31 protein-coding genes are annotated in these 26089 nt (G+C 57.6%); 14 read left to right on the forward strand and 17 right to left on the reverse strand.

Annotated elements, in window-relative coordinates; translation table 11 throughout:
* Positions 1-81 precede the first annotated feature (81 nt).
* Genes AVO44_RS02795 through AVO44_RS02805 form a run of 3 tightly spaced genes read right to left on the reverse strand, consistent with a single transcriptional unit; the run spans position 82 to position 2461 of the window.
* A complete protein-coding gene (locus AVO44_RS02795; RefSeq protein ID WP_068332675.1) occupies positions 82-696 on the reverse strand; it encodes a hypothetical protein in 615 nt (204 codons plus the stop codon).
* A gap of 20 nt (positions 697-716) precedes the next feature.
* Positions 717-1712, reverse strand: a complete 996-nt coding sequence (locus tag AVO44_RS02800; protein WP_068332185.1) for an alpha/beta hydrolase — start codon at positions 1710-1712, stop codon at positions 717-719.
* Positions 1712-2461, reverse strand: a complete 750-nt coding sequence (locus AVO44_RS02805) for an alpha/beta fold hydrolase (RefSeq protein WP_068332188.1) — start codon at positions 2459-2461, stop codon at positions 1712-1714. Before AVO44_RS02805 ends, AVO44_RS02800 begins: the two co-directional genes overlap by 1 nt.
* A 215-nt stretch (positions 2462-2676) precedes the next feature.
* Here AVO44_RS02805 and thrS point away from each other — a divergent pair, with 215 nt between their 5' ends.
* From thrS to AVO44_RS02830, 5 genes are all read left to right on the forward strand, one after another.
* Positions 2677-4635 (forward strand): threonine--tRNA ligase, encoded by a 1959-nt coding sequence (gene thrS, locus AVO44_RS02810; protein ID WP_068332190.1) that lies wholly within the window; start codon positions 2677-2679, stop codon positions 4633-4635.
* Positions 4636-4854: 219 nt separating this feature from the next.
* The gene (locus AVO44_RS02815; protein WP_068332193.1) at positions 4855-5157 is read left to right on the forward strand and encodes a BufA1 family periplasmic bufferin-type metallophore; all 303 of its coding nucleotides are present in this window, start codon (positions 4855-4857) and stop codon (positions 5155-5157) included.
* A gap of 71 nt (positions 5158-5228) precedes the next feature.
* A complete protein-coding gene (gene bufB / locus AVO44_RS02820; protein ID WP_068332677.1) occupies positions 5229-6086 on the forward strand; it encodes an MNIO family bufferin maturase in 858 nt (285 codons plus the stop codon).
* Positions 6083-6844, forward strand: coding sequence for an HvfC/BufC N-terminal domain-containing protein (locus AVO44_RS02825; RefSeq protein WP_068332196.1), 762 nt, complete (start codon positions 6083-6085; stop codon positions 6842-6844). Before bufB ends, AVO44_RS02825 begins: the two co-directional genes overlap by 4 nt.
* Positions 6841-7368 (forward strand): DoxX family protein, encoded by a 528-nt coding sequence (locus AVO44_RS02830; RefSeq protein WP_068332199.1) that lies wholly within the window; start codon positions 6841-6843, stop codon positions 7366-7368. The genes AVO44_RS02825 and AVO44_RS02830 overlap by 4 nt, the downstream gene beginning before the upstream one ends.
* A 1-nt stretch (position 7369) precedes the next feature.
* Here the strand turns inward: AVO44_RS02830 and AVO44_RS02835 are convergent, their stop codons facing one another.
* A complete protein-coding gene (locus AVO44_RS02835) occupies positions 7370-7738 on the reverse strand; it encodes a hypothetical protein (protein WP_068332201.1) in 369 nt (122 codons plus the stop codon).
* Between the two features lie 41 nt (positions 7739-7779).
* On the reverse strand, positions 7780-8097 hold the full coding sequence (locus AVO44_RS02840; RefSeq protein ID WP_068332204.1) for an ArsC/Spx/MgsR family protein: 318 nt from the start codon (positions 8095-8097) through the stop codon (positions 7780-7782).
* Between the two features lie 216 nt (positions 8098-8313).
* Here AVO44_RS02840 and AVO44_RS02845 point away from each other — a divergent pair, with 216 nt between their 5' ends.
* Complete coding sequence (locus AVO44_RS02845) at positions 8314-8520, forward strand: cold-shock protein (RefSeq protein WP_008758035.1); 207 nt, start codon at positions 8314-8316, stop codon at positions 8518-8520.
* Positions 8521-8604: 84 nt separating this feature from the next.
* Here the strand turns inward: AVO44_RS02845 and AVO44_RS02850 are convergent, their stop codons facing one another.
* Positions 8605-8913 carry a hypothetical protein gene (locus AVO44_RS02850; protein ID WP_233421901.1) on the reverse strand — a complete coding sequence of 103 codons (309 nt, stop codon included), beginning with the start codon at positions 8911-8913 and terminating at the stop codon, positions 8605-8607.
* Positions 8914-8966: 53 nt separating this feature from the next.
* Positions 8967-9878, reverse strand: coding sequence for an FAD-dependent thymidylate synthase (gene thyX, locus AVO44_RS02855; protein ID WP_068332209.1), 912 nt, complete (start codon positions 9876-9878; stop codon positions 8967-8969).
* Between the two features lie 175 nt (positions 9879-10053).
* Here thyX and AVO44_RS02860 point away from each other — a divergent pair, with 175 nt between their 5' ends.
* Genes AVO44_RS02860 through AVO44_RS02870 form a run of 3 tightly spaced genes read left to right on the forward strand, consistent with a single transcriptional unit; the run spans position 10054 to position 11890 of the window.
* On the forward strand, positions 10054-10482 hold the full coding sequence (locus tag AVO44_RS02860; RefSeq protein ID WP_068332211.1) for a VOC family protein: 429 nt from the start codon (positions 10054-10056) through the stop codon (positions 10480-10482).
* Complete coding sequence (locus tag AVO44_RS02865) at positions 10479-11183, forward strand: DUF1194 domain-containing protein (RefSeq protein ID WP_068332214.1); 705 nt, start codon at positions 10479-10481, stop codon at positions 11181-11183. The genes AVO44_RS02860 and AVO44_RS02865 overlap by 4 nt, the downstream gene beginning before the upstream one ends.
* Entirely contained in the window at positions 11180-11890 is a 711-nt protein-coding gene (locus tag AVO44_RS02870; protein WP_068332217.1) for a DUF1194 domain-containing protein, read from the forward strand. Before AVO44_RS02865 ends, AVO44_RS02870 begins: the two co-directional genes overlap by 4 nt.
* On the opposite strand, the gene AVO44_RS02875 is transcribed toward AVO44_RS02870, so the two are convergent.
* The 3 genes from AVO44_RS02875 to AVO44_RS02885 form a co-directional block, all read right to left on the reverse strand.
* Complete coding sequence (locus AVO44_RS02875; RefSeq protein ID WP_205626519.1) at positions 11891-12388, reverse strand: MarR family winged helix-turn-helix transcriptional regulator; 498 nt, start codon at positions 12386-12388, stop codon at positions 11891-11893. It lies immediately after the preceding gene.
* Between the two features lie 78 nt (positions 12389-12466).
* Positions 12467-12703, reverse strand: a complete 237-nt coding sequence (locus AVO44_RS02880) for a succinate dehydrogenase assembly factor 2 (protein WP_068332680.1) — start codon at positions 12701-12703, stop codon at positions 12467-12469.
* A 17-nt stretch (positions 12704-12720) separates the two neighbouring features.
* Entirely contained in the window at positions 12721-13113 is a 393-nt protein-coding gene (locus tag AVO44_RS02885; RefSeq protein WP_068332221.1) for a helix-turn-helix domain-containing protein, read from the reverse strand.
* Between the two features lie 91 nt (positions 13114-13204).
* Between AVO44_RS02885 and AVO44_RS02890 the strand changes: the two genes are divergently transcribed.
* On the forward strand, positions 13205-14407 hold the full coding sequence (locus AVO44_RS02890; protein WP_068332224.1) for a pyridoxal phosphate-dependent aminotransferase: 1203 nt from the start codon (positions 13205-13207) through the stop codon (positions 14405-14407).
* Positions 14408-14420: 13 nt separating this feature from the next.
* A complete protein-coding gene (locus AVO44_RS02895) occupies positions 14421-14822 on the forward strand; it encodes a hypothetical protein (protein ID WP_068332227.1) in 402 nt (133 codons plus the stop codon).
* Between the two features lie 7 nt (positions 14823-14829).
* On the opposite strand, the gene AVO44_RS02900 is transcribed toward AVO44_RS02895, so the two are convergent.
* Together AVO44_RS02900 and ppk2 are read right to left on the reverse strand one after the other, a co-directional pair.
* Positions 14830-16182 carry an MATE family efflux transporter gene (locus AVO44_RS02900; protein WP_233421902.1) on the reverse strand — a complete coding sequence of 451 codons (1353 nt, stop codon included), beginning with the start codon at positions 16180-16182 and terminating at the stop codon, positions 14830-14832.
* A 106-nt stretch (positions 16183-16288) separates the two neighbouring features.
* Entirely contained in the window at positions 16289-17212 is a 924-nt protein-coding gene (gene ppk2 / locus AVO44_RS02905) for a polyphosphate kinase 2 (RefSeq protein ID WP_068332233.1), read from the reverse strand.
* A gap of 121 nt (positions 17213-17333) precedes the next feature.
* On the opposite strand from ppk2, the gene AVO44_RS02910 reads away from it, so the two are divergent.
* Positions 17334-18212 carry an alpha/beta fold hydrolase gene (locus AVO44_RS02910; protein WP_068332237.1) on the forward strand — a complete coding sequence of 293 codons (879 nt, stop codon included), beginning with the start codon at positions 17334-17336 and terminating at the stop codon, positions 18210-18212.
* A gap of 65 nt (positions 18213-18277) precedes the next feature.
* Here the strand turns inward: AVO44_RS02910 and AVO44_RS02915 are convergent, their stop codons facing one another.
* The gene (locus tag AVO44_RS02915; protein WP_068332682.1) at positions 18278-18886 is read right to left on the reverse strand and encodes a carboxymuconolactone decarboxylase family protein; all 609 of its coding nucleotides are present in this window, start codon (positions 18884-18886) and stop codon (positions 18278-18280) included.
* 157 nt (positions 18887-19043) lie between these two features.
* On the opposite strand from AVO44_RS02915, the gene parE reads away from it, so the two are divergent.
* Positions 19044-21002, forward strand: a complete 1959-nt coding sequence (gene parE, locus AVO44_RS02920) for a DNA topoisomerase IV subunit B (RefSeq protein WP_068332240.1) — start codon at positions 19044-19046, stop codon at positions 21000-21002.
* Here parE and AVO44_RS02925 read toward each other — a convergent pair whose 3' ends face one another.
* Positions 21003-21746, reverse strand: coding sequence for an AbiU2 domain-containing protein (locus AVO44_RS02925; RefSeq protein ID WP_157769921.1), 744 nt, complete (start codon positions 21744-21746; stop codon positions 21003-21005).
* Positions 21747-22155: 409 nt separating this feature from the next.
* Between AVO44_RS02925 and AVO44_RS02930 the strand changes: the two genes are divergently transcribed.
* Entirely contained in the window at positions 22156-22437 is a 282-nt protein-coding gene (locus AVO44_RS02930; RefSeq protein ID WP_068332246.1) for a DUF1496 domain-containing protein, read from the forward strand.
* A 126-nt stretch (positions 22438-22563) separates the two neighbouring features.
* Here the strand turns inward: AVO44_RS02930 and AVO44_RS02935 are convergent, their stop codons facing one another.
* The 3 genes from AVO44_RS02935 to AVO44_RS02945 form a co-directional block, all read right to left on the reverse strand.
* Positions 22564-23403 carry an EamA family transporter gene (locus AVO44_RS02935; RefSeq protein WP_068332249.1) on the reverse strand — a complete coding sequence of 280 codons (840 nt, stop codon included), beginning with the start codon at positions 23401-23403 and terminating at the stop codon, positions 22564-22566.
* 69 nt (positions 23404-23472) lie between these two features.
* Positions 23473-24618 carry an iron-containing alcohol dehydrogenase gene (locus AVO44_RS02940; protein WP_068332252.1) on the reverse strand — a complete coding sequence of 382 codons (1146 nt, stop codon included), beginning with the start codon at positions 24616-24618 and terminating at the stop codon, positions 23473-23475.
* Positions 24615-25997 (reverse strand): aldehyde dehydrogenase family protein, encoded by a 1383-nt coding sequence (locus tag AVO44_RS02945; protein WP_068332255.1) that lies wholly within the window; start codon positions 25995-25997, stop codon positions 24615-24617. The genes AVO44_RS02940 and AVO44_RS02945 overlap by 4 nt, the downstream gene beginning before the upstream one ends.
* Between the last annotated feature and the right edge of the window lie 92 nt (positions 25998-26089).

Consider the following 26089-nt stretch of genomic DNA (forward strand, 5'->3'; position numbering starts at 1 on the left):
CGGGGCCTCGTAACACTTCAGATATTCGAATAGTCTTTCCCATCAGGATGAGAGGTTTTACACCCCTGGGCAAGTTAAACTTCAGGGATGGGGAATCCCCCGAAAGGGTGGGAAATCCGAATATCTTTCACGGCGGGTCTTCAGGTTTTCACCCGGCTCCTCTCCGGGACGCAGCAAACAGCCGCGCGGTGCGATATAGCTGTCGATGCGACGATGCGGCTTGGGCCGCCAAACCAGATTAAAGGCGCAGAGCTTGGGAAAGAACCAAATCTCGGAATAGTCCAGATGGTCATGCATCCACCACGCCAGATCACGCCAATCGCGCCCCGCATCGTATTGGTCTGAAAACCACGGAATAACAATCGAGGCTCCGGCAATGCGCGCGTCGCCCTCTCCCCTGTCCCAGATGTGACACTCTAGCGGGTTATCGTTGCGGGCACAGTTCAACCGGTTTTCATTCCCAAACCGGTTCAAAGAGGGTGAGCGATACCCGGACCGGACCGCGATCCGCCCAAAGGTTTCCTCCAGCGGGTCAAGCAAGGTCTGGCACAACGCTCGCCCGGTTTCGATGGCAAGATCAGGATTGTCGGGAAGGTTCTGTTTTTCGTGGAAATTCCCGATCTCTGAATACAGGAAATCCCGCATGAAAAAATGCCGGGACAGGCGCACGCGGCCAAGCGTCTCAAGGCTCCACATGCTGCCCGGTTTACGCATCTCTAATCTATACCTATCCCGTTCAGCCACTCCAGAATACCCGTCACAGCGGCGTCAGTCTGCCCCGGAGACATCAGCCGCCCCGCAATCACATGCGATGCAGGATCATCCCCCGGCCCCATGGTCACCAGCTCTACCGTCGCAGGGCCACCCCATGCCTCGGCCACTTTGTGGGTCAGGTCGGGCCGCACCACCTGATCGTCATCCGAGAACCAAAACAACGCCGGTAACTTGGCCTCCGACACGTCCAGCCCATAGACGGTTTCGACCAACGCAGTCATCGGGACCACCGCCTCCCACGGGTAGACCGATGTCCAGTACGTGTTCTTTTCAGGGTCCTGGCCCGAGACATCGCGGGTTTCCCCCATCACCATTGGTAGCCAACCGCGAGCCCAGGGCAAACCAGGTATCCAAGCACCCGGCGTGTTCACACCGAAGTTGGGCGAGACAAAGACAATCCCGGCCACGTCCTTACTCAGACCCTCGTCCAACGCGGCAGCTACAGCCAGGGTGCCACCGGTCGAGGTCGAGATGACAACAACCTTATCGCCAACCGCCCGCGCGGCGGCCAAACCCTCGGCCATGTCATCCATCCAGCCCGATGCCGTTCCTTCGGCCAAAGCATCGCCCTCCTGTCGCCCGTGGCCTTGCAAGCGGGTATAAACAAGGTTAGCCCCCAGCGTGTCAGCCACCAAATCGGGCACCGGGCGGATTTCCTCGGACGAGGCCGAGAATCCGTGAACGTAGAGCACCGATACCGGCGTGCGCTGCTCTTCAAAGCCGTCTTGCCAGATCACGCGCTTTTCAACGCCCGGTACGATGTCGTCATAGGCAGACTCGGTACTTTCGAAATAAACTTGTACACCTTCGCCGAACTTGCGCGGATCAAAGCGTGGGTTCAGATTCACTTCTTCTCGCGGGCCAAGCCAATAGACCAGCCCGCAAATCACAATCAGCGCAAGCAGCACGCGCCCAAGAAGCCACCCGAAACGCTGCATCAGCCTTTCCCCATGACTTCAAGCACGGCTTGTTCGATCAGGCTCAAGCAGGGACCATCAGAAAACCGGTGATCCGCATCCTTAACCAAAAGTAACTGCATATCCGGTCCAGTCGCGTGGTTCAGCAACCGCACGGCCGTTTCCGTTGACACCGCCGTATCCGCTGTTCCTTGCAAAAAACGCACCGGAAAAGGCAAGTTCAATGGGTCACGCAACACAAGGCGCTGCCGCCCATCCATGATCATCCGCTTGGTGATGATGTACGGCTCCATATAGTCCGAAGGCAATTCGACGTGACCAACGCTGTCCAGCGCGGCCTTTTGCTCATCACTGAAGGATGCCCAATACCCATCCTCGGTAAAGTCCGGTGCGGCGGCGATAGTGACCATGCCTGCAAACCGCTCGGGCATCGCTTTGGCCAACAACAGCGCCTGCCACCCTCCCATGGATGATCCCACAACGATCAAAGGCCCGTCAGTTAGTGCAGTGACAGCAGCAACCGTATCCTCGTGCCAATCCCCGATACAGCCATCGGTAAACGCCTCAGAGCTTTCGCCGTGGCCAGAATAATCAAACCGCAGGAAAGCCTGCCCGCGCGCCTGCGCCCAGGCGTCAAGATGCACCGCCTTGGTGCCCTCCATATCCGATTTCAAACCGCCCAGAAAAACAATGGTCGGCCCGGCCCCCTCACTCTTGTGATAGGCCAACCGCCGTCCCTGCGATGTTTCCAAAATTTCCGCTGCTGCCATGAAACCCTCTTTTCTTTTGCAGCATCATGCACGCAACGCGCCCAAGCGCAATTCCCGGATCCCACTTCATCTGGCCCCAAATATCCCGGGGAGCGCGAGGGGCCGGCCCCTCGCCACCGCCCTTGACACACACGCCACCACCTGCCACATGGGCCAAACACACATAACCCGCAACCGGGCGTTCAGTGGGCGCCAAACCGACGAGGAGAGCCGATATGGCCCTGGATGCAAAATCCGTCTCACTCACCTTTCCCGATGGCAATGCACGATCCTACGACGCAGGCGTTACGCCGGCGCAGGTGGCTGCCGATATTTCAACCTCGTTGGCGAAAAAGGCGATCTCGGCCACGGTGAATGGTCAGCATTGGGATCTGCAATGGCCGATTGAGGCGGATGCCGACATCGCCATCCACACCATGAAGGATGAGGTTCAGGCCAATGAACTGATCCGCCACGATCTGGCGCATGTCATGGCCCGCGCGGTACAGGAAATCTGGCCCGCGACCAAGGTCACTATTGGCCCCGTAATCGAAAACGGCTGGTACTACGACTTTGACCGCGAAGAGCCTTTTACGCCCGAAGATCTTGGCCTCATCGAAAAAAAGATGAAAGAGATCATCAACAAGCGCGACCCCGTCACCACCGAGGTTTGGGACCGTCACCGCGCAATCGAGTTCTACAAGGCTAATAACGAGCCCTACAAGGTCGAGTTGATCGAAGCCATTCCGGGCGATGAGCCGCTGCGCATGTACTGGCACGGCCATTGGCAGGACCTTTGCCGTGGCCCGCATTTGCAACACACCGGCCAATTGCCCGGTGACTCGTTCAAGCTGATGTCCATCGCCGGCGCCTATTGGCGCGGGGACAGCAACCGCGCAATGCTGCAACGCATCTACGGCGTGGCATTCACCGGCAAAGAAAAGCTGAAAGCACACCTGCACATGCTGGAAGAGGCGGCAAAACGCGACCACCGCAAGCTGGGCAAAGAAATGGACCTGTTCCATATGCAGGAAGAGGCACCGGGACAGATCTTCTGGCACCCCAACGGCTGGACCATCTACACGCAGTTGCAGGACTACATGCGCCGCAAGCAACGTGCCGGCGGTTATCGCGAGATCAATACGCCACAGGTCGTTGACCGCAAACTGTGGGAGGCCTCGGGCCATTGGGACAAGTACCAGGAACACATGTTCATCGTCGAAGTCGAAGAGGAACACGCCAAGGAAAAGGCGATCAACGCCCTGAAGCCGATGAATTGCCCCTGCCATGTCCAGGTTTTCAACCAGGGCCTGAAATCTTACCGGGACCTGCCCCTGCGGCTGGCCGAATTCGGCTCGTGTTCCCGCTATGAACCCTCCGGGGCCCTGCATGGCATCATGCGGGTGCGCGGATTCACACAGGATGATGCACACATTTTCTGCACCGAAGACCAGATCGAGGCCGAATGCGCAAAGTTCATCAACTTCCTGGCCGAGATTTACAAAGACCTTGGCTTTGAGCAGTTCGAGATCAAGTTCGCCACGCGTCCGGAAAAACGTGTAGGTAGCGACGAAAGCTGGGATCATGTCGAGGGCGCGCTCGAAGGCGCGATCAAGGCGACGGGCCGCGACTTCACGCTGGAACCCGGCGATGGCGCCTTCTATGGGCCAAAGCTGGACTTCTACCTGACCGACGCGATTGGCCGGGTATGGCAGTGCGGCACGTTCCAGGTTGATCCGAACCTGCCCGAAAGGCTGGGTGCCACGTATATTGCTGCCGACGGCAGCAAGAACCGCCCCTACATGCTGCATCGCGCCTGTCTGGGCTCGTTCGAGCGCTTCATCGGCATCCTGATCGAAGAACACGCGGGCAAGTTGCCCTTCTGGCTTGCGCCGCGCCAGGTGGTTGTCGCTTCGATAACGTCCGAGGCCGACGACTACGTTATGGAAGTGGTAGAGGCCCTCAAGTCAGCCGGTGTGCGGGCCGAGGCGGATATCCGCAATGAAAAGATCAACTACAAGGTCCGTGAACACTCGGTCGGCAAAGTTCCGGTTATCCTGGCCGTGGGTCACCGCGAGGTCGAAGAACGTACTGTGACAGTCCGCCGTTTGGGTGAAAAACAAACGCAGGTTCAATCGCTTGAGGCTGTAACAAACGAACTTTCCACGGCCGCAACGCCACCTGATCTGCTGTAACATTGGCAGCAAATTGCCGGAAATCCGGCCCTGATTTTGGGGCCGGGTTGAAATATTTGTCATTTTTCAATTCTAAAACAGTCTGTTAACCTGCAATAGGGCATGGCTTATCCTGACGGGCTTGTGAGACACGGGCTCGTGAATTCAACTCTGCCCGACAAGCCATTATCTTTGTTATCGTTAAAACAGACATACGCAGTCACCAAAAGGAACACCGAGATGTCGAACACAGCAAAAACCCTAGTTATCGCAAGCGCCGTAGCAGCAGCAGTTGCAGGCACCGCAACCACCGCAACCGCTCAGGCCAAAGAAAAGTGCTACGGCATTTCGCTGGCTGGTGAGAATGACTGTGCCGCGGGTCCCGGCACCACCTGCGCAGGCAGCTCGACTGTCGACTATCAAGGCAACGCATGGACCCTTGTTGATGCAGGCACCTGCGCAGATATCGAACTGCCGGCACAAGCCGATGGTACTCCGCGCAAAGGTTCGCTGGAAGCACAAGACCGCGACCTGCCGGCATAAGAACTTGTTCTAAAAATTCGAGGGCGGGCCATAACGCCCGCCCTTTGTTCTTCGTAATCGAGGATCTGGCAATGTTGGATGATGCACTCAGGTCAAACCGTCTGCCCGCGGCGCCGGGCGTTGGATACAAACCGCAGCATTTTGCGCAGATACTTGAACAGGCGCAGCCCGTCGCGTGGCTAGAGATTCATGCCGAGAACTATATGGGCGATGGTGGGCGGCCTCTTGCCCAGCTACGGCATCTCTCCGAAAAGTTTCCGATTTCGGTTCATGGCGTCGGCCTGTCAATCGGGGGGGAAGGTCCGCTGGATGCCGAGCATCTGGCACGTCTGAAGCATTTGGTCGGCTGGCTGGACCCTGCCAGCTTTTCTGAACACCTGGCCTGGTCAACGCATGACAGCCATTTCCTGAACGACCTTTTGCCCCTTCCTTATACGGACGCAACGCTGGCCCGCGTCTGTGAACATATTGATCAGGTACAAGAGGTTGTGGGGCGGCAAATGCTGCTTGAAAACCCCTCCAGCTATCTCGCGTTCGAGGAAAGCACCTGGTCCGAACCTGATTTCCTGCGCGAGGTCTCACAGCGTACCGGATGTGGATTGTTGCTGGACGTGAACAATGTGTTCGTGTCGGCCACCAATCTGGAGTTCTCGCCGCAGGGCTATATCGACGCCTATCCCTTGGACAAAGTTGGCGAAATTCACCTTGGAGGCCATGATGAAGATCAGGATGACCACGGCCACCCCCTGTTGATCGACAGTCACGGGCGTGAGGTTGTCGACCCGGTCTGGGCGCTGCTGGACTACGTTCTTGACAAGTCAGGCCCCAAACCATTGCTGGTTGAATGGGACACCGATGTCCCTGACTGGCCCGTATTGCGGGCCGAAGCGGACCGCGCTCAGGCAGCACTGGACCGAGTTCCGGCATGAGCGTCTCACAAACAGCTTTTCGCGCTGCGCTGCTGGACCCGTCTGCAGCCATCCCAGAGGGGCTTCTGGACGCTGCCGCACACCCCGCTGGGCGCCGGTTCAACGTGTATCGGAACAACGTAGCGGCTTCGCTCACAGAAGCGATGCATCAGGCCTTTCCTGTCATTGCAAAACTGCTTGGCGCGCAAAACATGGATGGCCTGTCCGGGATATTCCTGCGCCAGCATCCGCCCTCATCACCCCTGATGATGTTCTATGGCGAGGCCTTCCCGGACTTTCTGGCCGGAATGGAGCAGCTTTCACATCTTGGCTACCTACCCGATGTCGCACGGCTAGAGCTGGCCTTGCGTCGCGCCTACCATGCCGCGGATAGTCAGGCCGCCCCGGCGGATGCGCTGGCGATTCCACCCGAGGATATCATGAACGCGCGCTTGGAATTTGCCCCGTCGATGCAGGTTCTGCGCTCTGAATGGCCGATTTATTCCATCTGGCGTTTCAACTCCGAAGAAGGCGCACCAAAACCCGAACCTGGTGCCCAGGACGTTCTGATTACACGGCCCGAATATGACCCGCTTCCACAGCTACTGCCAGCCGGTGGTGCGCAGTGGATTGCGGGCCTTCAGGCCGGAAAAACCATTGGTGTCGCGTTTGAAGAAACAGCGGCACAATCCCCCGAGTTTGACCTTGGGGCCACTCTGGCGCTTCTTTTACAAGGCGGCGCAATAACTTCTGTGATTATCGAAAGGCTGGCAAAATGACTGCCCTGATCTCATTACACAACAACACTCTGGGACGACTGGAGTTGACCTCTGACTGGTTGACACCAACGTTGGCCCGAGTGGTCTTTGCGGCAACTATGCTGGTGTATTACTGGAACTCCGCAATGACGAAGCTGGGCAACGGTTTCTTTGGCTTCCTGTTCCCATCCGACGGCGCCTATGTACAGATCTTCCCCAAGGCGATGGAAGCGGTCAGCTATGACAGCTCGCAATTGGGTCTTATTCACTGGGCGATCGCTCTGGCAGGCACCTGGGCTGAATTCCTGCTGCCAGCAATGATCGTTATCGGTCTGCTGTCGCGTTTTGCAGCCCTGGGTATGCTCGCATTTGTCTGGGTGCAGACTATTGTGGACGTCACCGGCCACGGTGCTGCGCTGGGTAGCTACTTTAGCAATGCGACAACCTTGCTGGACGATCGTACAATCTGGTCGTTCCTGTTTCTGGTGATCGTTATCAACGGTGCCGGTCCGCTTTCGCTGGACCGTATCCTGAAGATCAAGTGATCTAAAAATGCGCCTTGGGCTGGTCCGGTTTACCCGCGGCTAGCCCAAGGAGGCCCGCCACGGCCGCGAACGCAACCGGGAACATGGTAAACACGTTAAAGCCAAACGCGTAGTACATCCCGGCTGCTGAAATCAGTAACAACACGCCTCCAACCAGCGCCCGTGCATGGGCCATCGCACCACCGGCAATTGCCATTAACGGCGCGATGATCGAAGCGATCTGTATGACCTGCGCGTTGTCGACCTGCTCGGCAAAACCCTCGATCTCTCCGTACCGGTCGATCAGTTCGACGTATCCATAACCGAAAAAGCCAACGATCATACCGATCAGACCGGCGATGACGCCCAAAATCATAGCTGCGTTGCGCATTCATTACCCTCTTACTTGCGACAATTCACATAGTTACCCATTTACTCGACGCCAAGACCTGCCCGTGTCTGCGGCGACCATCCCAGAAAAAGCTCTCCGTCACGCTCGATCAACGGGCGCTTCATCAGGGTTGGATGATCTGCCAGCAGCTCTAGCGGCGGCCGCGCGCGCTGAGCATCGTCCAATCCGCGCCATGTTGTTGAGCGCGTGTTGAGCAAAGCCTCGCCGAAACGATCCAGCGCCTGTTGCAGCACATTCCCAGGCACGCCGTCGCTGCGAACGTCGAAGAACTTGGCATCCGGAAGTGTTTTCAATGCTTTACGGCAGGTATCACAGGTTTTCAGGCCAAAAAGGCGCATATCTTGAGTCTTCCTTTTTTTGATTGAATTTTCAGCATTTTTCTACGCGCACGTCGGTAATTCTTGATTTTTTACTTTACCGTGCAATGTTGAAAAAGACGAAATACGCATTTCGGGCTGTATCGCATGTGCGGCACGGCGATGATTTGCGGCGACGTCAATCACTGCCCCCACCAATTTTGTGGGACAACGTGCAAGTAGAAGGAGACACGGGAAATGCCAACTGGCACCGTGAAATGGTTTAATACCACTAAAGGCTACGGCTTTATTGCGCCTGATGAAGGCGGCAAGGACGTATTTGTTCACATCTCGGCCGTTGAACGGTCTGGGCTGACTGGGCTGGCTGACAATCAGAAAGTCTCGTACGAGTTACAAGACGGACGTGACGGTCGCCAAATGGCAGCTGATTTGAAGCCGTTGTAAAACAGCCCCGCATAGAGCGGGCGGTCAAAACAGGCCAACGGCCAATTGACGGCCGTTGACCGCTTCCCAAAAGGTCAAAGCACCTTACCCTCGTGCCGGGTCTTCATCGGCATGAGTGTACCAGTCGTGACCCATCGCGACGATACATGAGGTTCCGGTGGCATAGGTCATAACCATCGTCCAATCCCCTGATTTGCTTGTCCAAACCTCCATCACTTGCTCAGGGCTGCGGACGCCGGTTGCTGTACGTTTTGCGCGAAAATGGCGGGTCAGTTTTTCGTGCATACGAGAAGTTGGCTCGCAAATCACCTCGGCAATCGGAGACTTTGCATATGCTGCCGGTACCAACGTCAGGCACAGGCAGACCATACATATCGCGGCAGTTCGGATCATACCTCGTTTGTAACGGTTTTACGACGATTTGTATAGACAAACGATATGCGAAATTAAGCCTTGCGAATAACCGCCTCGAACTCACGCCATTCCCGCGCCGTCATTCCCGAATTTTCCTGTGTCACCGCCTCACCCGTCAGCATCCTGCGCAGGCAGTCGACCATTTGCGCCGAAAGATTGACCGCGCCCAGACGGTAATCCTCAAACGCTTTGTAGGCGAAGGGCACCCAGTCGGCGACGATCTTGCACATAATCTCGGCGTAGACGCGGATTTCGTATTGGGCGTGCGGGTCGGCCCGCAGACGCAGGAAGTGGAAAAGATTGTGCAGGTCAACCTTCCAGTACCACTGTGTGTAGATATTGGCGGGCAGGTTCATCCGTGCCAGTTCACGTGCCAGCCCCTGTTGGCCATCCTGGCTGATCATTGCTTCGTAATTATCATAGCAGCGCGCGCTATCCGCCTTGAGGATATCCAGAACCCGTGCCGCCTCTTCACCTTCCAAAGCAGAGCCGCGGCCCTGATTGTTGACTTCGGATTGTGCTGCCACGTGATCGGGTGCCGGAATATAAAACTCACGATCCAAAATCGAGTAGCGCGCAGAGTATTCGTTCACATTCGCCGTACGGTGGCGAATCCATTGCCGGGCAACAAATACGGGCAATTTGACGTGTAGCTTGACCTCACACATCTCGAACGGGGTCGAATGCCAATGACGCATCAGATAGCGGATCAAGCCTTCGTCATTCTGAACGGATTTGGTGCCCTTACCGTATGATACCCGTGCCGCCTGACAGATCGCCGCGTCATCGCCCATATAGTCAATCACACGCACAAATCCGTGGTCCAGCACCTGATGCGCCGTATACAGGTGCTCTTCCATACCCGCAGCCACAACGCGGCGTGTGGGATGCGATTGCGCCCGTTGCGCTTCGATCTCGGCCAGTTGGTCAGAAGACAGCGGCATGAAATTTCCTTTCCAGCAATGAGTCGCTGACCACTATATATCGGCAATTCTTCGACCGGAACCGCGATATGTGCGCTCATTTCCTGTAACGCAAAATTGTGTCCCTGCTGCCCCTCGACACCCTTGGTCCGCGCGCTAAGGTGCCCTGTATTACCTGAACAGAAAGGAAGCCACTATGGGGCTGAGATATCTTCACACCATGGTCCGCGTGAAGGATCTGGAGAAGTCGATAGCGTTCTACGAACTCCTCGGTCTGAAGGAAACGCGCCGCTATGACAGTGAACAAGGGCGATTCTCGCTGATCTTCATGGCACCTCCGGGGCAAGAGGACCGGCCGATCGAACTGACGTACAACTGGGATGGGGACGACGCGTTGCCCAGTGACAGCCGTCACTTCGGTCACCTCGCTTACGGCGTCGACAATATCTATGAGACCTGCCAGCACCTTCAGGACAACGGTGTGGTGATAAATCGCCCGCCGCGGGACGGTCGCATGGCCTTTGTGCGCTCACCCGACAATATTTCGGTCGAACTGCTGCAAAACGGGGATGCGCTAGAGCCCGCAGAGCCTTGGGCCAGCATGGAAAGCACCGGCCACTGGTGAGTCGGTGGCTGACAGCACTGGGGTTGGCTGCTTTGGCCGCCCCGCTTCGGGCTGAAACCTGCCGCCTTGCCCTGGCCTTGGCCATGGATATCTCTACCTCTGTAGACGCGACAGAGGACGCATTGCAACGGCAGGGATTGGCCGCCGCTCTGGTCGCCCCAGAGGTAACCGAGGCGTTTTTTTCTTCCCCAATGCCCGTAGCCTTGGCCGTGTATGAATGGAGCGGGCGCACAAACCAGCGCATTATCCTGAACTGGACAATGATCAGCACTCAGGCCGATCTGTCGGCGGCTGCGGCGACCGTGCAGCAATCGGTTCGGTCTGACAGTGGATCGGCCACGGCAATGGGGTATGCTCTGGCTTTTGGCGCAACTTTGATGCAGCAAGCGCCCCCCTGCCTGTTCCAGACCATTGATCTATCCGGGGATGGGTCAAACAATGACGGGTACGGGCCGGCTTCGGCCTATCGGCATTTCCCTTTCGAGAACACTGTGGTCAACGGGCTGGTCATCAACGCCGCCGATTTTGAAGGCGAATTGTACCTGATCCCGTTTTTCGAAAACAACGTTCTGTACGGCCCGGGTGCCTTTCTTGAAGTTGCGCAGGGGTTTGAAGATTTTGAACGTGCCATGCGACGCAAATTGGAGCGCGAATTAACCGGCTTGCAAATCGGCGCATTGCAAGAGGTGGCGCCAAAATGATGCGGGTCTTGGCGGCATTCCTAAGTGTGATTGCCGGGTCAGCCGCTGCGGAATGCCGTCAAGCTTTGGCGTTGGGGCTGGATGTATCCGGATCCGTGGACAATGCTGAGTACCGCCTGCAAGTGGACGGTCTGGCAGCGGCACTGCAACGGCCCGAAGTCACTCAGTTGATTCTGGCCGAAGCCGCCCCACCCGTACGCCTGGCGGTTTTTGAATGGAGCGAACCCGGTCATCACCGTTTGCTGTTTGACTGGACAACCATTCAAGCAGAAGCAGACCTTGAACAGATCGCTTTGGTGCTGACCAACACGCAGCGCAGTACCGCGCCACAGGGGACTGCTGTTGGGGCAGCAATGCTGTACGGGGCCGAGTTGCTGTCACAGCAGGCAGGGTGCTGGAGGCGGACGCTCGACCTCTCTGGCGATGGCAAACACAACCTTGGCACCCACCCGCGCGACGCCAAGAAAACGCTTCGATCCTCAGGTGTAACCATCAATGGTCTTGTCATCGGCGCTGATGATCCAAGCCACGGCGACAAGCGTTATGTGCAGGTCGGAGAGCTTTCTGCCTACTATAATACCTGGGTCATTCTCGGCCCAAATGCCTTTGTCGAGGTCGCATTGGGGTTCGATGCCTTCGAAGATGCCATGACCCGGAAACTGATGCGGGAACTCAAAGGGTTGGTCTTGTCCGACGCACGCCCCTGATCAGTAGATGTACCGGATTTGGTCGGTCCAGTAGCGTTCCACTCTGCGCAGAGATGTCGTGATGTCGTCGATACCTTCCAGCCCTAAGACTCCACGGGTCTGCAACCCTTCGGCGTGGCGTGCAAACAGGTCAGATACGATATCGCGGATTTCCCGGCCGCGCGGTGTCAGCCGAACCCGGACCGAGCGCCTGTCGATTTCGCAACGTTGATGGTGCATATAGCCCATCTCGACCAGTTTCTTGAGGTTGTAGCTAACATTGCTGCCCTGGTAATACCCTCGGCTTTTCAGTTCGCCAGCCGTTACCTCATGATCGCCGATATTAAATAGCAAAAGGGCCTGAACCGCGTTGATCTCTAGTATGCCGACACGCTCAAACTCATCCTTGATGACGTCCAAAAGCAAACGGTGCAGCCGCTCAACCAAGGCAAGCGCCTCAAGATAGCTGGTCATGAAACCCTTGATTGCCGGCGCGGAGACCTGCATTTCCATACTCATCCGACCCTCCGATTCAGTCGCGCTGTTTCAGGCAGCATGAAACGAATTCCCCAAGAATCGGTTAAACTGGAATTTCTTTTATTTTTGAAAAGTTTGAGCGATATCCGCAATCAGGTCCGCATAGGCCTTGGGTGAAGGAACCTGCCCTGTGACCCACTGATACAGGTCCTGATCGTTTTCATGAAGCAGCGCGTCATACAAATCCAGACCAGCCGCGTCCATCGCCGCCAGATTGCGCTTTGCATAGGCAGATAGGATCAGGTCCATCTCTTTGATCCCGCGGCGCATCGAACGCATCTGCATGCGCTTGATCATGACGTCCCGTGTTTCGGTCACTTTCCTTGCTCCAGCATCAAGCGAAGTTTTTTCTCAAGGCGGGCGGTTCGTTCAGCGCAGGCCCGCATCTCGCCGCGGATCGCACGCAGCTCTGCCACCGCACTTCCCAGTTCAAGATTGGCTTCGCCGTCTTCGATCGGGGCTTCCATGCCCTCGCCCTCACCAGTCAACAGCCACATGATCGAGACGTTGACCATTCCGGCAATCATCGACAAACGGTTCGCGCGCGGTTCGGACAAATCGTTTTCCCAGGCCGCAATCGTCGCTTTTTTGACCCCAAGACGCCGCGCCAATTGAGATTGTGTCATACCCGCCGCTTCGCGCGCACCTGCCAGCCGGTCACCCAATGTTGCCGCCTCTGGTCCAAACCAGTCATTTTCGTCATTCATCGGCGCCTCCAATCCAGTTTTTCATATCGCTTGATCGTCATTCTGGCGCACCCTATGACAGACAGGTTGAACATACAAATCGAGGCCACCCATGAGTTTCCTGTCTGCGACACTGTCACGCGTAAAACCATCCCCCACGATGGCGATAACGGCCAAGGCCGCCGAATTAAAAGCAGCCGGGCGCGACATTATTGGCCTGAGCGCAGGTGAGCCGGATTTTGACACGCCGCAAAACATCAAGGACGCAGCCGTTGCAGCCATCGCAGCGGGAAAAACCAAATATACCGCTCCTGATGGCATACCCGAGTTGAAACAAGCCGTCTGCGCCAAGATGAAGCGTGATCACGGATTGGATTACACGCCAGCACAAGTCTCGATCGGGTCTGGTGGCAAACAGACGCTGTATAACGCGCTTATCGCTTCGATGAACGAAGGTGACGAGGTCATCATTCCCGCCCCCTATTGGGTCAGCTACCCGGATATGGTCCTGCTGGCCGGGGGAACACCGGTCGTCGTGGAAACGACGCTGGAAAACCGCTTCAAACTGACCGCCGAACAGCTTGAGGCCGCGATCACACCAAAGACCAAGTGGTTCATCTTCAACTCTCCGTCAAACCCAACCGGTGCCGGCTACAACCGCGATGAACTGAAGGCGCTGACCGATGTGCTAAAGCGCCACCCGCATGTCTGGATCATGTCCGACGATATGTATGAACACCTGGCCTATGACGGGTTCGAATTCTGCACTCCGGCAGAGGTCGAACCAAGCCTTTATGACCGGACGCTGACCTGCAACGGTGTGTCCAAAGCCTATGCCATGACCGGCTGGCGCATCGGCTATGCGGCTGGACCGGTCGAGATTATCGCTGCGATGCGCAAGGTTCAGTCGCAGTCAACGTCAAACCCCTGCTCAGTCAGTCAATGGGCCGCAATCGAGGCGCTGAATGGCACACAGTCTTTTCTGGCCCCGAACAATGAAACGTTCAAACGTCGTCGCGATCTTGTGGTTGGCATGTTGAACAAGATCGAAGGTATCACTTGCCCGACACCTGAGGGTGCGTTCTACGTCTACCCGTCCATCGCCGGGCTGATCGGCAAAACGACCCCGGCGGGCACGTTGATCGACTCGGACGAAGCGTTCGTAACTGCCCTGCTTGAAGAAGCGGACGTTGCTGTTGTATTCGGTGCGGCCTTTGGCCTGTCACCGAATTTCCGGGTCAGCTATGCAACGTCGGACGAAGCTCTGACCGAGGCCTGCACCCGCATCCAGCGCTTCTGCGCATCGCTAACCTGACCCGGAGACCTTGATGACCGCCGAACTGCCCGAATACTACTTTCGAATCCGCGAGAATGGCGCGGCCGTTTTCAGGATCGACACTGAGAACCGCCAGCGACGGATCGAGATGGATCAGATCGCGGTCATCAACATCCGAAACGGCGAGGTAAAGCCGCAGGGCCAGCGCACCCTCAGCGAAGCCGATCAGGCCGAAATTGCACGTTGGATGGAAGAGCGCAAAGCCCTGTTGGCGCAGCGTGATATCGACGATATCCATCGCGCCGTCGACTATTTGAACCTGACGACGCAATGGGCGCAGTCCAAGGCGACGGATGAGCAGCTTGAGGATGTTACCGACCGGTTGCTGCTGGCGATGCACGACCTGCGTTCGGTTCTGGTGCGCAAAAAGGCAGACCGTTTGAGCAAGGGCTAAAAGAACGTCATTCCGCTGGTACAGCTATCATACGAACCGATCTGAGCCAGAACCGAGCCATCAGCAGAACCGCAGCACAGGCGAGGCCAAGGACTAAGCCCAGCCACACGCCGATTCCGTCCATACCCTGAACGAATCCGAAATAGTAAGACGCGGGTATCCCCACAACCCAATAGCTGAGCCCCGCCATCACCATCGGAATCTTGGCGTCCTGCAAGCCACGCAGCAGACCCAACGCGATCACCTGTGCACCATCCACCAACTGGAACAACGCGGCCATCGCCAACAAGCCAGTGCCAATGGCCAGAATCTGGGGCCGCAGCGGGTCGTCAGGCTCCATAAACAATGAAATCAACGGCTCGGCGCAGGTCAGGAACAGGATAACCGTCAGCACGGACATAACCAAGGACATCCCCGTCACTGCAATCGCACCCTTTTCCAGATGTGGACGATCTCGCCGACCCAGAGCGTTCCCGGCCCGGATCGTTGCCGCATTGGACAGGCCCAGATGAACCATGAATGTGGCCGAGGCGAGGTTCAGTGCAATCCCATGCGCTGCAAGCGGCACCTGCCCCAGCCAGCCCATCATGATGGCCGACATCGCAAACAAGCTGACCTCGGCCAGCGTGGTCAGGCCAATTGGCACACCAAGGCGCAGAACGCTTACAAACATCTCCCAATCCGGACGCCAGAAACGCTGGAACAGGTTGTGCTCGGGCAAAACGCGCACGGCGTAGATCACAACAAAAACCAAGGACACGACCTGCGTCAGAACCGAGGCGATAGCCGCCCCCATAACACCCAGTTCCGGGGCACCCCAGTTGCCGAAGATCAGCGCATAATTCGCAACCGCATTGACCGCAGCAGCGGTGACGGTGATCCATAAAACGATCTGGGTGCGTTCCAACGCGGCCAGATAGGATTTCAACACCATCACGATCAGCGCGGGAAACAGCCCCCAACCTGCAACCCGCAGGTATTTCGACGCGGTTTCAGCAACTTCCGGTTCCTGTTTCAACGCTATCAGGATCGGGTGGGACCACCACAAAAGGGGCATCATCAGCGCCGCATAGATCAACGACAACCACAACCCCATACGGGTTGAGCGTCGGATGCTGGTCTCATCCTCTTCGGCCGCTGCGGTTGCGACCATGGGCATCACGGCCCAGCCAAACCCGGCTCCGAACAGGAAGAGCACGAAGAAGTAGCTGCTGGCCAACGTCACGGCGGCCAGCGCCTCGACCCCGTACCAACCCAGCATGATCGTATCGGTCAGTCCAATCGCGAACTGCGCCAGGTGTCCGCCGATCAGCGGCAGACCCAACACGGCTATGGCCCGGAAATGTCCGCGATATGTCATGACCTTGTTCATTGGCTCAGCCTTATGCCCGGCCAAAGGCCGGGACAAGAGGCGATCAATGAAATTTCAAGACCAGCCTATTCTCGCAATGAGGTGACGCCGTTTGTTAACGCCCATCAGGGTGGAGGGTATTTCCCAGAATGTGCTCGGACCGGTGAATGACGTGATGCGCCTGCCCGACGATCAACGGATCAGGTTGCCCGACAATGTCTTGATCCTTGTCAGGATAGTCCAGCGTCGAAAGGAAGTGGCGCATCGTGTTCAGGCGGGCACGTTTCTTGTCGTTTGACTTGACGATTGTCCAGGGCGCATCGGCGGTGTCGGTGTAAAAGAACATCGCCTCTTTCGCCTCGGTATAGTCGTCCCACTTATCAAGGCTGGCCTTGTCGATCGGTGACAGTTTCCACTGTTTCAGTGGGTCAGTCTCACGGCTTTTGAAGCGTCTCTGCTGTTCCGTCCTGGTGACCGAGAACCAATATTTGTACAGCTGAATACCAGATCTCACCAACATCCGCTCCAGTTCAGGCGTTTGTCGCATGAACTCCAGATACTCATTGGGCGAGCAAAAGCCCATAACGCGCTCAACACCTGCGCGATTATACCAAGAGCGATCGTAAAAGACCATTTCACCGACGGTGGGGAGTTCTTGAATATAGCGCTGATAGTACCACTGCCCCTTCTCCTCCCACGTGGGCTTGTTCAAGGCAACGACTCGCGCCTGACGGGGGTTAAGATGCTCCATGAACCGTTTGATCGTGCCGCCCTTGCCCGCAGCGTCGCGCCCTTCAAACAACAGAACGAACCGCTGCCCCGTCTCTTGTGCCCAAAGCTGCACCTTAAGCAGCTCGGCCTGCAATTGGGCTTTCTGCGCCTCATAGCTGCTGCGTGCCATCTTGCGGCCATAAGGGTATTTGCCGCTTTCGAATGCCTGCCGAATACGCTCGGGGCTGGGCTGCGATGCCTCAGGCGTGGGTGCTGGGGTAGTTTCGACAGTCAGGTCGGCATGTTCGATTGGTGTCGCGGCGTCCATTCAGTTTTTCCTTTTTTGTTTTCCGATCGAACTCCTAGCAGAAGACACGATTCTGCGCTTTGACGCGGGTCAAGTTGACAATTGCTTCTACACAGTGAGGCTACCTGCGGGAGATATCAGCATGGATGCACAACTCATCGACCTGAACGGCCGCTCCTTCTATTTGCGCAGTTGGGGAAAACCCGACTTGCCGCCCCTGCTGATGCTGCATGGCTTTCCCGAATACGGCGAGGCGTGGCGCGATTTGGCCCCGTATCTGTGCGACCGGTTTCATTGCCTTGCCCCGGATCAACGCGGCTATGGGCAAAGCTGGTGTCCGAAAGGTACCGAGAACTACACGCTGTCAAAGCTTGTTTCTGACATGGCAACTCTGGCCCAGCGCATTAAGACACCGCTTACCGTTCTTGGTCACGACTGGGGTGCATCGGTTGCCTATGGGCTGGCCATGTTCCGACCTGATCTGGTCAGCCGCCTGATCATCGCCAACGGTGTCCATCCGGTACCGTTTCAGCGGGCCATGGCCGCAGGAGGGGCGCAATCCGAGGCGTCGCAATACATCAACGCGTTTCGCAAACCGGATGCGACAGCGCGTTTCTCGTCAAACAACTTTGCCAAGCTTGAGGGTTTCTTTCGTCACGGCATGGGCGTCGATTGGCTATCAGAATCTCGGATGCGCGCGTACCGCACCGAATGGGCCCGGCCAGGCCGGCTTGAGGCGATGTTAAACTGGTACCGCGCATCCCCTCTGGTCGTCGCGAAACCCGGAGTGCCGCGCACTGACCTACCCGACCTGCCGGCAGAGCGCCTTATGGTGCGCTGTCCGCACCTGCTACTATGGGGGCCAGAGGACAAAGCCCTATTGCCTGAGGCAACCGCAGGCCTTGAGGTCTTCGCCCCCAACCTGACCCGAATCGACATATCAAGCACCGACCACTGGCTGCACCACCAGAAACCACAGGCCGTCGCAGATGCCATCCTGAGCTGGATCTCAAATGGCTGACCAGACCCTTCATCTGGCCCCAAATATCCCGGGGAGCGCGAGGGGCTGGCCCCTCGCCCCCGACCTCACCGATGACCCCAATCGTCCGGGTTGTCCGAGTTGTTCGGCGAAAGCCCCAGAACGTCGCCCTTGGTCGAACAGCCCAATCCCATAACCGTGCGGTTCGCGTAAGAAAAATACGCGCAGACCTGGTTGATCTCCAGGATTTCACCGTCATCCCAACCGGCCTCGCGCAATGCGATCAAATCCGCTTCCGAAATGTCCGCCGGCGCTTCGGTCAGTTTGCGCGCATATCTCATCGCCGCAACCTGCGCAGCATCCAGGGGGGCTTCTTCCGTCCGTTGCGCCTCGATCGCGGCTCGTATGGCATCCCCGCGCGCCGCGTCACCCAAAAGTCGCTGCAAGCCGCTGAAATGATGCTCAACGCAATAGGCGCATTGGTTCAGGGAACTGACCCAAACACCCAACACCTCGAGAAACCATTTTGGCACCTTGTTGGCTGAATGGTGCAGGACGTTCTTGTACAGCGCCATATGCCCTTCCATCGAATGAGGTCGCAGCGAATGCGCCATCATGATGTTATCCACGTTGTTGTCTGGCCCCGTGACCCGCTCATACAGCTTCCTTAGCTTGCCCGTCGCGTCCTGAAACGGAATGGTCTTGATCCAGCTCATCGCCTGCTCCTTCAATTGCACGCGGCAGATGACCGCGCTGAAACGGGAATTGCAAGCCATCCAATGCGCTTTGTTTCACACAACACCTCGGGCCCCTCTTCCCCCGGACCACATCACCTGCCATAATGGGAGACAACCCAAAAACAAGAGCAGCACCATGCCCGACGATCTGTTGACGCCCAGCGCGACCTCTACCTACGACGCCTCTTCTATCGAGGTGCTCGAAGGTCTTGAACCGGTTCGCAAACGCCCCGGCATGTATATCGGTGGCACGGATGAACGCGCCTTGCACCACATGGTGGCAGAGATCTTAGACAACTCGATGGACGAAGCGGTCGCCGGTCATGCCAACCGGATCGAGGTTGAACTGCACGCCGATTACGCCCTGACGGTGCGTGACAACGGGCGCGGTATCCCGATCGACCCGCATCCGAAGTTTCCCGACAAATCCGCGCTGGAGGTGATCCTGTGCACCCTTCACGCAGGCGGCAAGTTTTCGGGCAAGGCCTACCAGACTTCGGGTGGTCTGCATGGCGTGGGTGCCTCGGTCGTGAACGCGCTGTCGGATTCCATGGTTGTGCAGGTGGCGCGGGACAAAACGCTGTTCGAACAACGCTTTTCGCGCGGTATCCCACTTGGCCCAGTGGAAAAAGTCGGCGCGGCCCCGAACCGGCGCGGTACTACTGTCACTTTTCACGCGGATGAGGACATCTTCGGCCATCACCGCTTCAAACCGGCTCGCCTGTTTAAATCCATCCGCTCGAAAGCCTACCTGTTCTCGGGCGTCGAAATCCGCTGGAAATCCGCCATCGACGACGGCGAAACCCCGACTGAAGCCAGCTTTCACTTCCCCGGTGGTCTGTCCGACTACCTCAAGGAAACGATGAACGGTTCGTCCACCTATGCCGAGCAGCCCTTTGCCGGCACCGTGGACTTTCAGGAAAAGTTCAGAACCCCCGGCAAGGTTGAATGGGCGATCAACTGGACGCCCTCGCGCGACGGGTTCATTCAGTCTTACTGTAACACGGTCCCTACGCCCGAAGGCGGGACCCATGTAGCGGGCTTCTGGGCTGCGATCCTCAAGGGAATCAAGGCCTATGGTGAGCTGATCAACAACAAAAAGGCCGCGCAGATCACCCGTGATGACCTGATCACCGGCGGCTGCGCGCTGGTGTCATGTTTTATCCGCGAGCCGGAATTCGTGGGTCAGACCAAGGACCGGCTGGCCACGGTCGAGGCGCAGCGGTTGGTCGAAAACTCGGTCCGTGACCATTTCGACAATTGGCTGGCCGCTGATACAAAATCCGCCGGTGCGATCCTCGATTTCCTGATCCTGCGGGCCGAGGAACGCCTGCGCCGCCGTCAGGAAAAGGAAACCGCCCGCAAATCGGCCACCAAAAAGCTGCGCCTGCCGGGCAAGCTGGTGGATTGCTCCAGTTCAACACGCGACGGTACAGAATTATTCATTGTCGAGGGCGACTCGGCGGGCGGGTCCGCGAAAATGGGCCGCGACCGCAAGACGCAGGCCCTGCTGCCCCTGCGCGGCAAGATCCTGAACGTGTTGGGCGCGGCCAGTTCGAAACTGGGCACCAATGCCGAGATCAACGACCTGACGCAGGCGCTGGGTGTAGGGCTTGGCACCAAGTTCAACGTCGACGACCTGCGCTATGACAAGGTCATCATCATGACCGACGCGGATGTGGACGGGGCGCATATCGCCTCGCTGCTGATGACGTTCTTCTTTACCCAGATGCGGCCGATGATCGACGCGGGCCACCTGTACCTCGCCTGCCCGCCTCTGTATCGCCTGACCCAAGGCGCCAAGCGCGTCTATTGTCTGGACGAGGCCGAGCGCGATGAGTGGCTTGAGAAAGGTCTGGGCGGCAAGGGCAAGATCGACGTCTCGCGCTTCAAGGGTCTGGGTGAGATGGACGCCAAGGACCTGAAAGAGACCACAATGGACCCGGCCTCCCGCAAACTGATCCGAGTCACAATCGACGAGGACGAACCCGGCGAAACCGGCGACCTTGTCGAGCGCCTGATGGGCAAAAAACCCGAACTGCGGTTCCAATACATTCAGGAGAACGCGCGGTTCGTGGAGGAGTTGGATGTTTGATTATTCCGTTGGATCAGGTCGCCGGTAAGTCAACCAGCTGGGAAGATCATCACGCAAAAGCCGTTCTGCGTCCTCAATTCGTCTGGATCGGACAGCTAGGTGCGCTTGCTCCTCGCGGGATTTCTGTTCCAGTTTCCCTAAGTAGAGAACTTTGAGAAACGCCACTTCATCGTCTGAAAAATTCGAAATTGGATGCGTTATTATTGTTGTATCCAAAACTTCCACGCCGACCCAGCGTACAACACTAGCAATGGCGTCAATTGCGGCCTCCATCCTCTGCCGCGAAGCCAACTCAAGCTGAGCTTTGCCCCGCCGAACGTCCTCGTCAGAATGCGCTAACCTTTTGTTTCTCCAGCTCCTCGCAAACTCAGCAGCTTCAGTTGCCTTTTCGACAATGCTTGAAATCTCCGCCGCTTTTGGGTGAGAGGAGACGAACTCAGGGACGCGCTGTACAGTAATATTCACCGACTTACCGCGCATCGCGCTCGGTGGGTCAGTTAACCTGCAGACTGAGAGCATTGCGCTTTCAAACATTGACCTTTCAATGAGATATGAGGTGGTACCCGAGACTTCGTTTAGGAGATCCACTCTCTCTCGGCCTGTTCCGAAAAGCGAAGTATAGACGCGCCAACTTAGTCTTAGAGAGAAAAGATCGGTCTTGACGTCTTCGAAGAGATTTCCGAAACACTCTCCCAAGACTTCAATAGTGTTGCGCCGGGTTTCTTTCGCAGAATATTCGGTCACTTACGGGCCTCTTCGATACTTTTTGAGGTTATTGACACGCGCGCAAGAAGCGGGCAAGCAGACAAATGCATGATTGGTACTCGCGGTAATCGGACCGAAAAACCAACGCGATCCATATGGGCGTATACACGGGTTCTACCCATTTGGAATCCTAGCGCCCAATCCGAGGGTGGGTGAGGAACACGCCTGCCCCGGGGGGCTAGTTGGGTGCGTACATGATGCCTTGCATCATGCATTGGATGGATTTTCCGCGCCCCCCCCCACAACCGGCGAATAAACACCCCCCTTGCCTAACCCGTTGATCCCGTTCACAGTTACCCTCAACCCGTCATCCAAGAACGACATTTGAGGTTCTCGAGCGTTCAAGACCCAATTTGAACACGAACAGATTTTCGAACGGGAGGACGACATGAAGACACCAACTCTGGCACTGGCTCTGACCCTGCTGGCCACGCAAGCGCCCGCGCAGCAGATGCTCAGCACCGCATCCCCTATTCCGGACGGGGCCGAATCTCGGTTCTGCTATTACGACGGCATGGCCTATTCCGAGGACGCCTTCGTTCTGATGGTCGGCGACAACACCGTCACCAGCACGGTCAGCACGGTGCAAGAGCGTTTGCTGCGCTGTCATCGCGACGATGACGGCACGTTGAAGTGGCGACCGCAAAGCACCTTCTCGACCAGCAACTGACCGCTTTAGCCCGGTTTGCTTTTCAGCCAGTCCGCCGATCTGCGCGGCATATGTTGGGTGACACGACCTCTCCTGCGACCTGACTAGCGAGATCAGGTGCGCGTTCGGCATGGCCATCTTACACGGCTAAACCGCCAAGCCGATCAGCGCCACACCAATGGCCATCAGGATCGCAGCGCCCAGACGCCGTATCCAGTTGCCCTCGTTCAGAAAGATGAACCCGATCAGGGCGGCAAATATAACCGAGGTTTCGCGAAGCGCAGATACAGCACCCAACGGCGCGAAGTTCTTGGCATAGAGCACCAGCCCATACGCTGCCATCGATACCAGACCACCCAACAGGCCAACCACCCAGACTTTCAGGGGAAGGTCTGACAGTGCTTTGCGCCTGCGGATTCCCACGAAGCCCGCAATAAACAGGTGCAGAAACGCCCCCCACGCCCAATAGCTGAGCGTATTCCCCGACAGCCGCACCCCGATCCCGTCAAACACGGAATAGATCGAAATACACACCCCGGTCCCCAGCGCGAACAAAAGGGCCGAGCGTCCGACACCTGATCGAAGCGCATTCCAGTTGCTAAGCTGAATCCCCACCGCGATGAGGGCAATTCCGAGCCACGCTTGCAGCGGCAGCACCTCGCCCACCAACGCCATTGCCCAAAGCGACACCAGCGCCGGCACGATCCCACGGGCAATGGGGTATACAACACTCAGGTCGCCATGCTGATAGGCTTGGCCCAGCATGTAGTAGTACCCGAAATGGACGACGGTCGAGATCAGGATGTAGGGGACGCTTTCTGCACTCGGCAACGGCAGCGCCAAAACCATCGCACCCCCGGCGATAACGTGACCCAGCGCCACCAGCCCCAATGTCGTCGTCCGGTCGGCTGCGGATTTAACGATTGCGTTCCACACAGCATGCAACAGAGCTGCCGCCAGGACTATGGCGATGACAAACGGGGTCACATGTGAACCTTTCGCGCAAAACCGGCCCGCAAGACGGACCGGTTTTTTAGTGGCATACTGGTGAAAAGATCACAACGCGGCTTTGAACAATGCGGTCAGGTTCTCTTCAGTCAACTCAATCGGGTTGCCGCCACAGGACGGGTCGATAATCGCGCCTTTGACAAGTTCGGGGATCGAAGCCTCGGTCACGCCCAGATCGGACAGCTTGCGCGGAATGCCCAGAGCATCGTTAAAGTCCTGCACAAACGCCCGGAAGCCGTCGAACCCGCCGTCAATGCCAAGATAGGCCGCTGCAGCGCCGAACCTGTCGGCGATGGCGGGTGCGTTGAACTCCAGCACAGCGGGCATGCAGACCGCGTTGGTGGTGCCGTGATGGGTGTTGAAGACCGCACCGACCGGATGGCTCATGGCGTGGATCGCACCAAGACCTTTCTGGAAGGCGGTGGCGCCCATGGCGGCCGCGCTCATCATCTGGGCACGGGCTTCGATGTCGGTGCCATCGGCATAGGCGCGCGGCAGATATTCTTTGACCAACCGCATCCCTTCCAGCGCGATGCCCTGGCTCATTGGGTGGTAATGCGGGCTGGAATACGCCTCAACGCAGTGCGCAAACGCATCAAGGCCGGTCCCGGCGGTGATAAATTTAGGCATACCCACAGTAAGTTCGGGGTCGCAGATCACCACGGTCGGCAGGACCTTGGGGTGAAAGATGATCTTCTTGGCGTGGGTTTCAGAGTTGGTGATGACGCTGGCGCGGCCCACCTCAGATCCCGTCCCGGCGGTTGTGGGCACGGCGATGATCGGCGCGATGGCGTCGGCATCGGCACGCGTCCACCAATCGCCGATATCCTCGAAATCCCAGACGGGCCGTGTCTGACCGGCCATGAAGGCCACCATCTTGCCCAGATCCAGACCCGAGCCGCCGCCAAAGGCGATCACACCGTCATGGCCGCCCGCGTTATAAGCCGCAACCCCGGCAGCGAGGTTCTGCTCATTTGGGTTCGGGTCCACGTCGCTGAACAGGCCACGGCCAAGACCGGCAGCCTCCATGATATCCAGCGTGGCTGTGGTGATTGGCAGATCGGCCAGCCCCTTGTCGGTGACCAGCAGGGGCTTCTTCATGCCAGCAGTCGCGCAGGCCTCGGGCAATTCCTTGATCCGGCCAGCGCCGAACTTGATCGCGGTCGGGTAGGACCAGTTTCCAACAAGGCTCATGATGTCACCTTTTTCAGATGGTAGGATTTGGGACGGGTCAGGTTGTGATAGCCGATCACGGACAACCCACCACCGCGTCCGGTGTTCTTGCACCCTGTCCAGCACAGTCCCGGATCAAGGTAATCCGCGCGGTTCATGAACACTGTGCCAGTCTCAACAGCGTCGCCCACCCGCGCGGCGCGGTCCACATCGCGCGTCCAGAGCGAGGCGGTCAGCCCGAACTCGCTGTCATTCATCAGCGCAATCGCCTCCTCATCCGAGGATACTTTCATGATGCCGACAACCGGGCCAAAGCTTTCATCCCGCATCACCCGCATGTCGTGGGTGACATTGGTCAGGATCTGGGGAGTCAGATACGCGCCGCCGTCATCTTCAGGGAAGGTATCGATATGGGGCATGGCCCCGGCTTCAACCGCCTCGGCGATCTGCTCGCGCACCTCGTCGGCAAAGCGCACATTGGCCATGGGGCCAATCGTCGTTTCAGGGTCCAGCGGATTGCCCAGCTTGTACCCTTTCACGATCTCAACCGCCTTGGCGACAAAATCGTCATAAAGGCTCTCATGAACGTAAATCCGCTCGATCCCGCAGCAGCACTGGCCCGAGTTGAACATGGCACCGTCGATCAGCGTGTCGACCGCAGCATCCAGATCGGCATCCTCCATGACATAGCCGGGGTCCTTGCCACCCAGTTCGGTACCCACGCCGGTAAATGTTCCCGCCGCCGCGCGTTCCATCGCCTGACCACCGCCCACTGAACCGGTGAAATTCACAAAGTCGAACGCATTCCCCGCGATCAGATCGTTGGTCACATCATGGCTCAGGAACACATTCTGGAACACGTCCTCGGGCACGCCCGCAGAGTGGAAAGCCCGCGCCATACGCTCACCCACCAACAGTGTTTGCGTTGCATGCTTCAGGATCACCGTGTTGCCCGCGATCAGCGCAGGCACAACCGTGTTGATCGCCGTCATATATGGATAGTTCCAAGGCGCCACCACGAAAACCACGCCATGCGGGATACGCTTAATATAGCGCTTGAAAGTCTCATCCTCACTCACCGGGATATCCGCCAGCGACTCCTGCGCGATCTGGGCCATATGGCTGGCGCGCTCGTTGAAACCGCCGAACTCACCGCCATAGCGCACCGGACGGCCCATCATATGGGCCAGTTCGGGCACGATCTCGTCATTCATCGCACCAACAGCGGCCACACCTGCCATCACGAGGTTGATCCTCTCTTGCAGGGGCCGTGCGGCCCAACCTGTCTGCGCCGCCCTCGCCCGCTGCGCTGCCTCAAACGCCGCCGCGCGCGAAAGCGTTTCCCGCTCGGCATAAACCGACCCATCGATCGGCGAGATGCATTTCAACATCTGCACCATGTTCACTCCATTCTTAAAAAAGAGCAGGTCCCCTGCTTCATCTGGCCAAAAATATCCCGGGGAGCGCGAGGGGCTGGCCCCTCGCTTCCGCC

The sequence above is a fragment of the Ruegeria profundi genome, from assembly GCF_001507545.1.
Taxonomy (GTDB): domain Bacteria; phylum Pseudomonadota; class Alphaproteobacteria; order Rhodobacterales; family Rhodobacteraceae; genus Ruegeria; species Ruegeria profundi.

Excerpts from the sequence above, each read along its gene's own strand:
- AVO44_RS02880 (WP_068332680.1), bottom strand. The coding sequence starts at position 12,703 with ATGATCAAGCGCATGCAGATGCGTTCGATGCGCCGCGGGATCAAAGAG.
- AVO44_RS02895 (WP_068332227.1), top strand. The coding sequence starts at position 14,421 with ATGACCGCCGAACTGCCCGAATACTACTTTCGAATCCGCGAGAATGGC.
- AVO44_RS02890 (WP_068332224.1), top strand. The coding sequence starts at position 13,205 with ATGAGTTTCCTGTCTGCGACACTGTCACGCGTAAAACCATCCCCCACG.
- parE (WP_068332240.1), top strand. The coding sequence starts at position 19,044 with ATGCCCGACGATCTGTTGACGCCCAGCGCGACCTCTACCTACGACGCC.
- AVO44_RS02930 (WP_068332246.1), top strand. The coding sequence starts at position 22,156 with ATGAAGACACCAACTCTGGCACTGGCTCTGACCCTGCTGGCCACGCAA.
- AVO44_RS02875 (WP_205626519.1), bottom strand. The coding sequence starts at position 12,388 with ATGAGTATGGAAATGCAGGTCTCCGCGCCGGCAATCAAGGGTTTCATG.
- AVO44_RS02870 (WP_068332217.1), top strand. The coding sequence starts at position 11,180 with ATGATGCGGGTCTTGGCGGCATTCCTAAGTGTGATTGCCGGGTCAGCC.
- thrS (WP_068332190.1), top strand. The coding sequence starts at position 2,677 with ATGGCCCTGGATGCAAAATCCGTCTCACTCACCTTTCCCGATGGCAAT.
- AVO44_RS02845 (WP_008758035.1), top strand. The coding sequence starts at position 8,314 with ATGCCAACTGGCACCGTGAAATGGTTTAATACCACTAAAGGCTACGGC.
- AVO44_RS02800 (WP_068332185.1), bottom strand. The coding sequence starts at position 1,712 with ATGCAGCGTTTCGGGTGGCTTCTTGGGCGCGTGCTGCTTGCGCTGATT.
- AVO44_RS02885 (WP_068332221.1), bottom strand. The coding sequence starts at position 13,113 with ATGAATGACGAAAATGACTGGTTTGGACCAGAGGCGGCAACATTGGGT.
- bufB (WP_068332677.1), top strand. The coding sequence starts at position 5,229 with ATGTTGGATGATGCACTCAGGTCAAACCGTCTGCCCGCGGCGCCGGGC.
- AVO44_RS02945 (WP_068332255.1), bottom strand. The coding sequence starts at position 25,997 with ATGGTGCAGATGTTGAAATGCATCTCGCCGATCGATGGGTCGGTTTAT.
- AVO44_RS02835 (WP_068332201.1), bottom strand. The coding sequence starts at position 7,738 with ATGCGCAACGCAGCTATGATTTTGGGCGTCATCGCCGGTCTGATCGGT.
- AVO44_RS02825 (WP_068332196.1), top strand. The coding sequence starts at position 6,083 with ATGAGCGTCTCACAAACAGCTTTTCGCGCTGCGCTGCTGGACCCGTCT.
- ppk2 (WP_068332233.1), bottom strand. The coding sequence starts at position 17,212 with ATGGACGCCGCGACACCAATCGAACATGCCGACCTGACTGTCGAAACT.
- AVO44_RS02850 (WP_233421901.1), bottom strand. The coding sequence starts at position 8,913 with ATGATCCGAACTGCCGCGATATGTATGGTCTGCCTGTGCCTGACGTTG.
- AVO44_RS02830 (WP_068332199.1), top strand. The coding sequence starts at position 6,841 with ATGACTGCCCTGATCTCATTACACAACAACACTCTGGGACGACTGGAG.
- AVO44_RS02815 (WP_068332193.1), top strand. The coding sequence starts at position 4,855 with ATGTCGAACACAGCAAAAACCCTAGTTATCGCAAGCGCCGTAGCAGCA.
- AVO44_RS02940 (WP_068332252.1), bottom strand. The coding sequence starts at position 24,618 with ATGAGCCTTGTTGGAAACTGGTCCTACCCGACCGCGATCAAGTTCGGC.
- AVO44_RS02900 (WP_233421902.1), bottom strand. The coding sequence starts at position 16,182 with ATGACATATCGCGGACATTTCCGGGCCATAGCCGTGTTGGGTCTGCCG.
- AVO44_RS02795 (WP_068332675.1), bottom strand. The coding sequence starts at position 696 with ATGTGGAGCCTTGAGACGCTTGGCCGCGTGCGCCTGTCCCGGCATTTT.
- AVO44_RS02860 (WP_068332211.1), top strand. The coding sequence starts at position 10,054 with ATGGGGCTGAGATATCTTCACACCATGGTCCGCGTGAAGGATCTGGAG.
- AVO44_RS02840 (WP_068332204.1), bottom strand. The coding sequence starts at position 8,097 with ATGCGCCTTTTTGGCCTGAAAACCTGTGATACCTGCCGTAAAGCATTG.
- AVO44_RS02805 (WP_068332188.1), bottom strand. The coding sequence starts at position 2,461 with ATGGCAGCAGCGGAAATTTTGGAAACATCGCAGGGACGGCGGTTGGCC.
- AVO44_RS02915 (WP_068332682.1), bottom strand. The coding sequence starts at position 18,886 with ATGAGCTGGATCAAGACCATTCCGTTTCAGGACGCGACGGGCAAGCTA.
- AVO44_RS02910 (WP_068332237.1), top strand. The coding sequence starts at position 17,334 with ATGGATGCACAACTCATCGACCTGAACGGCCGCTCCTTCTATTTGCGC.
- thyX (WP_068332209.1), bottom strand. The coding sequence starts at position 9,878 with ATGCCGCTGTCTTCTGACCAACTGGCCGAGATCGAAGCGCAACGGGCG.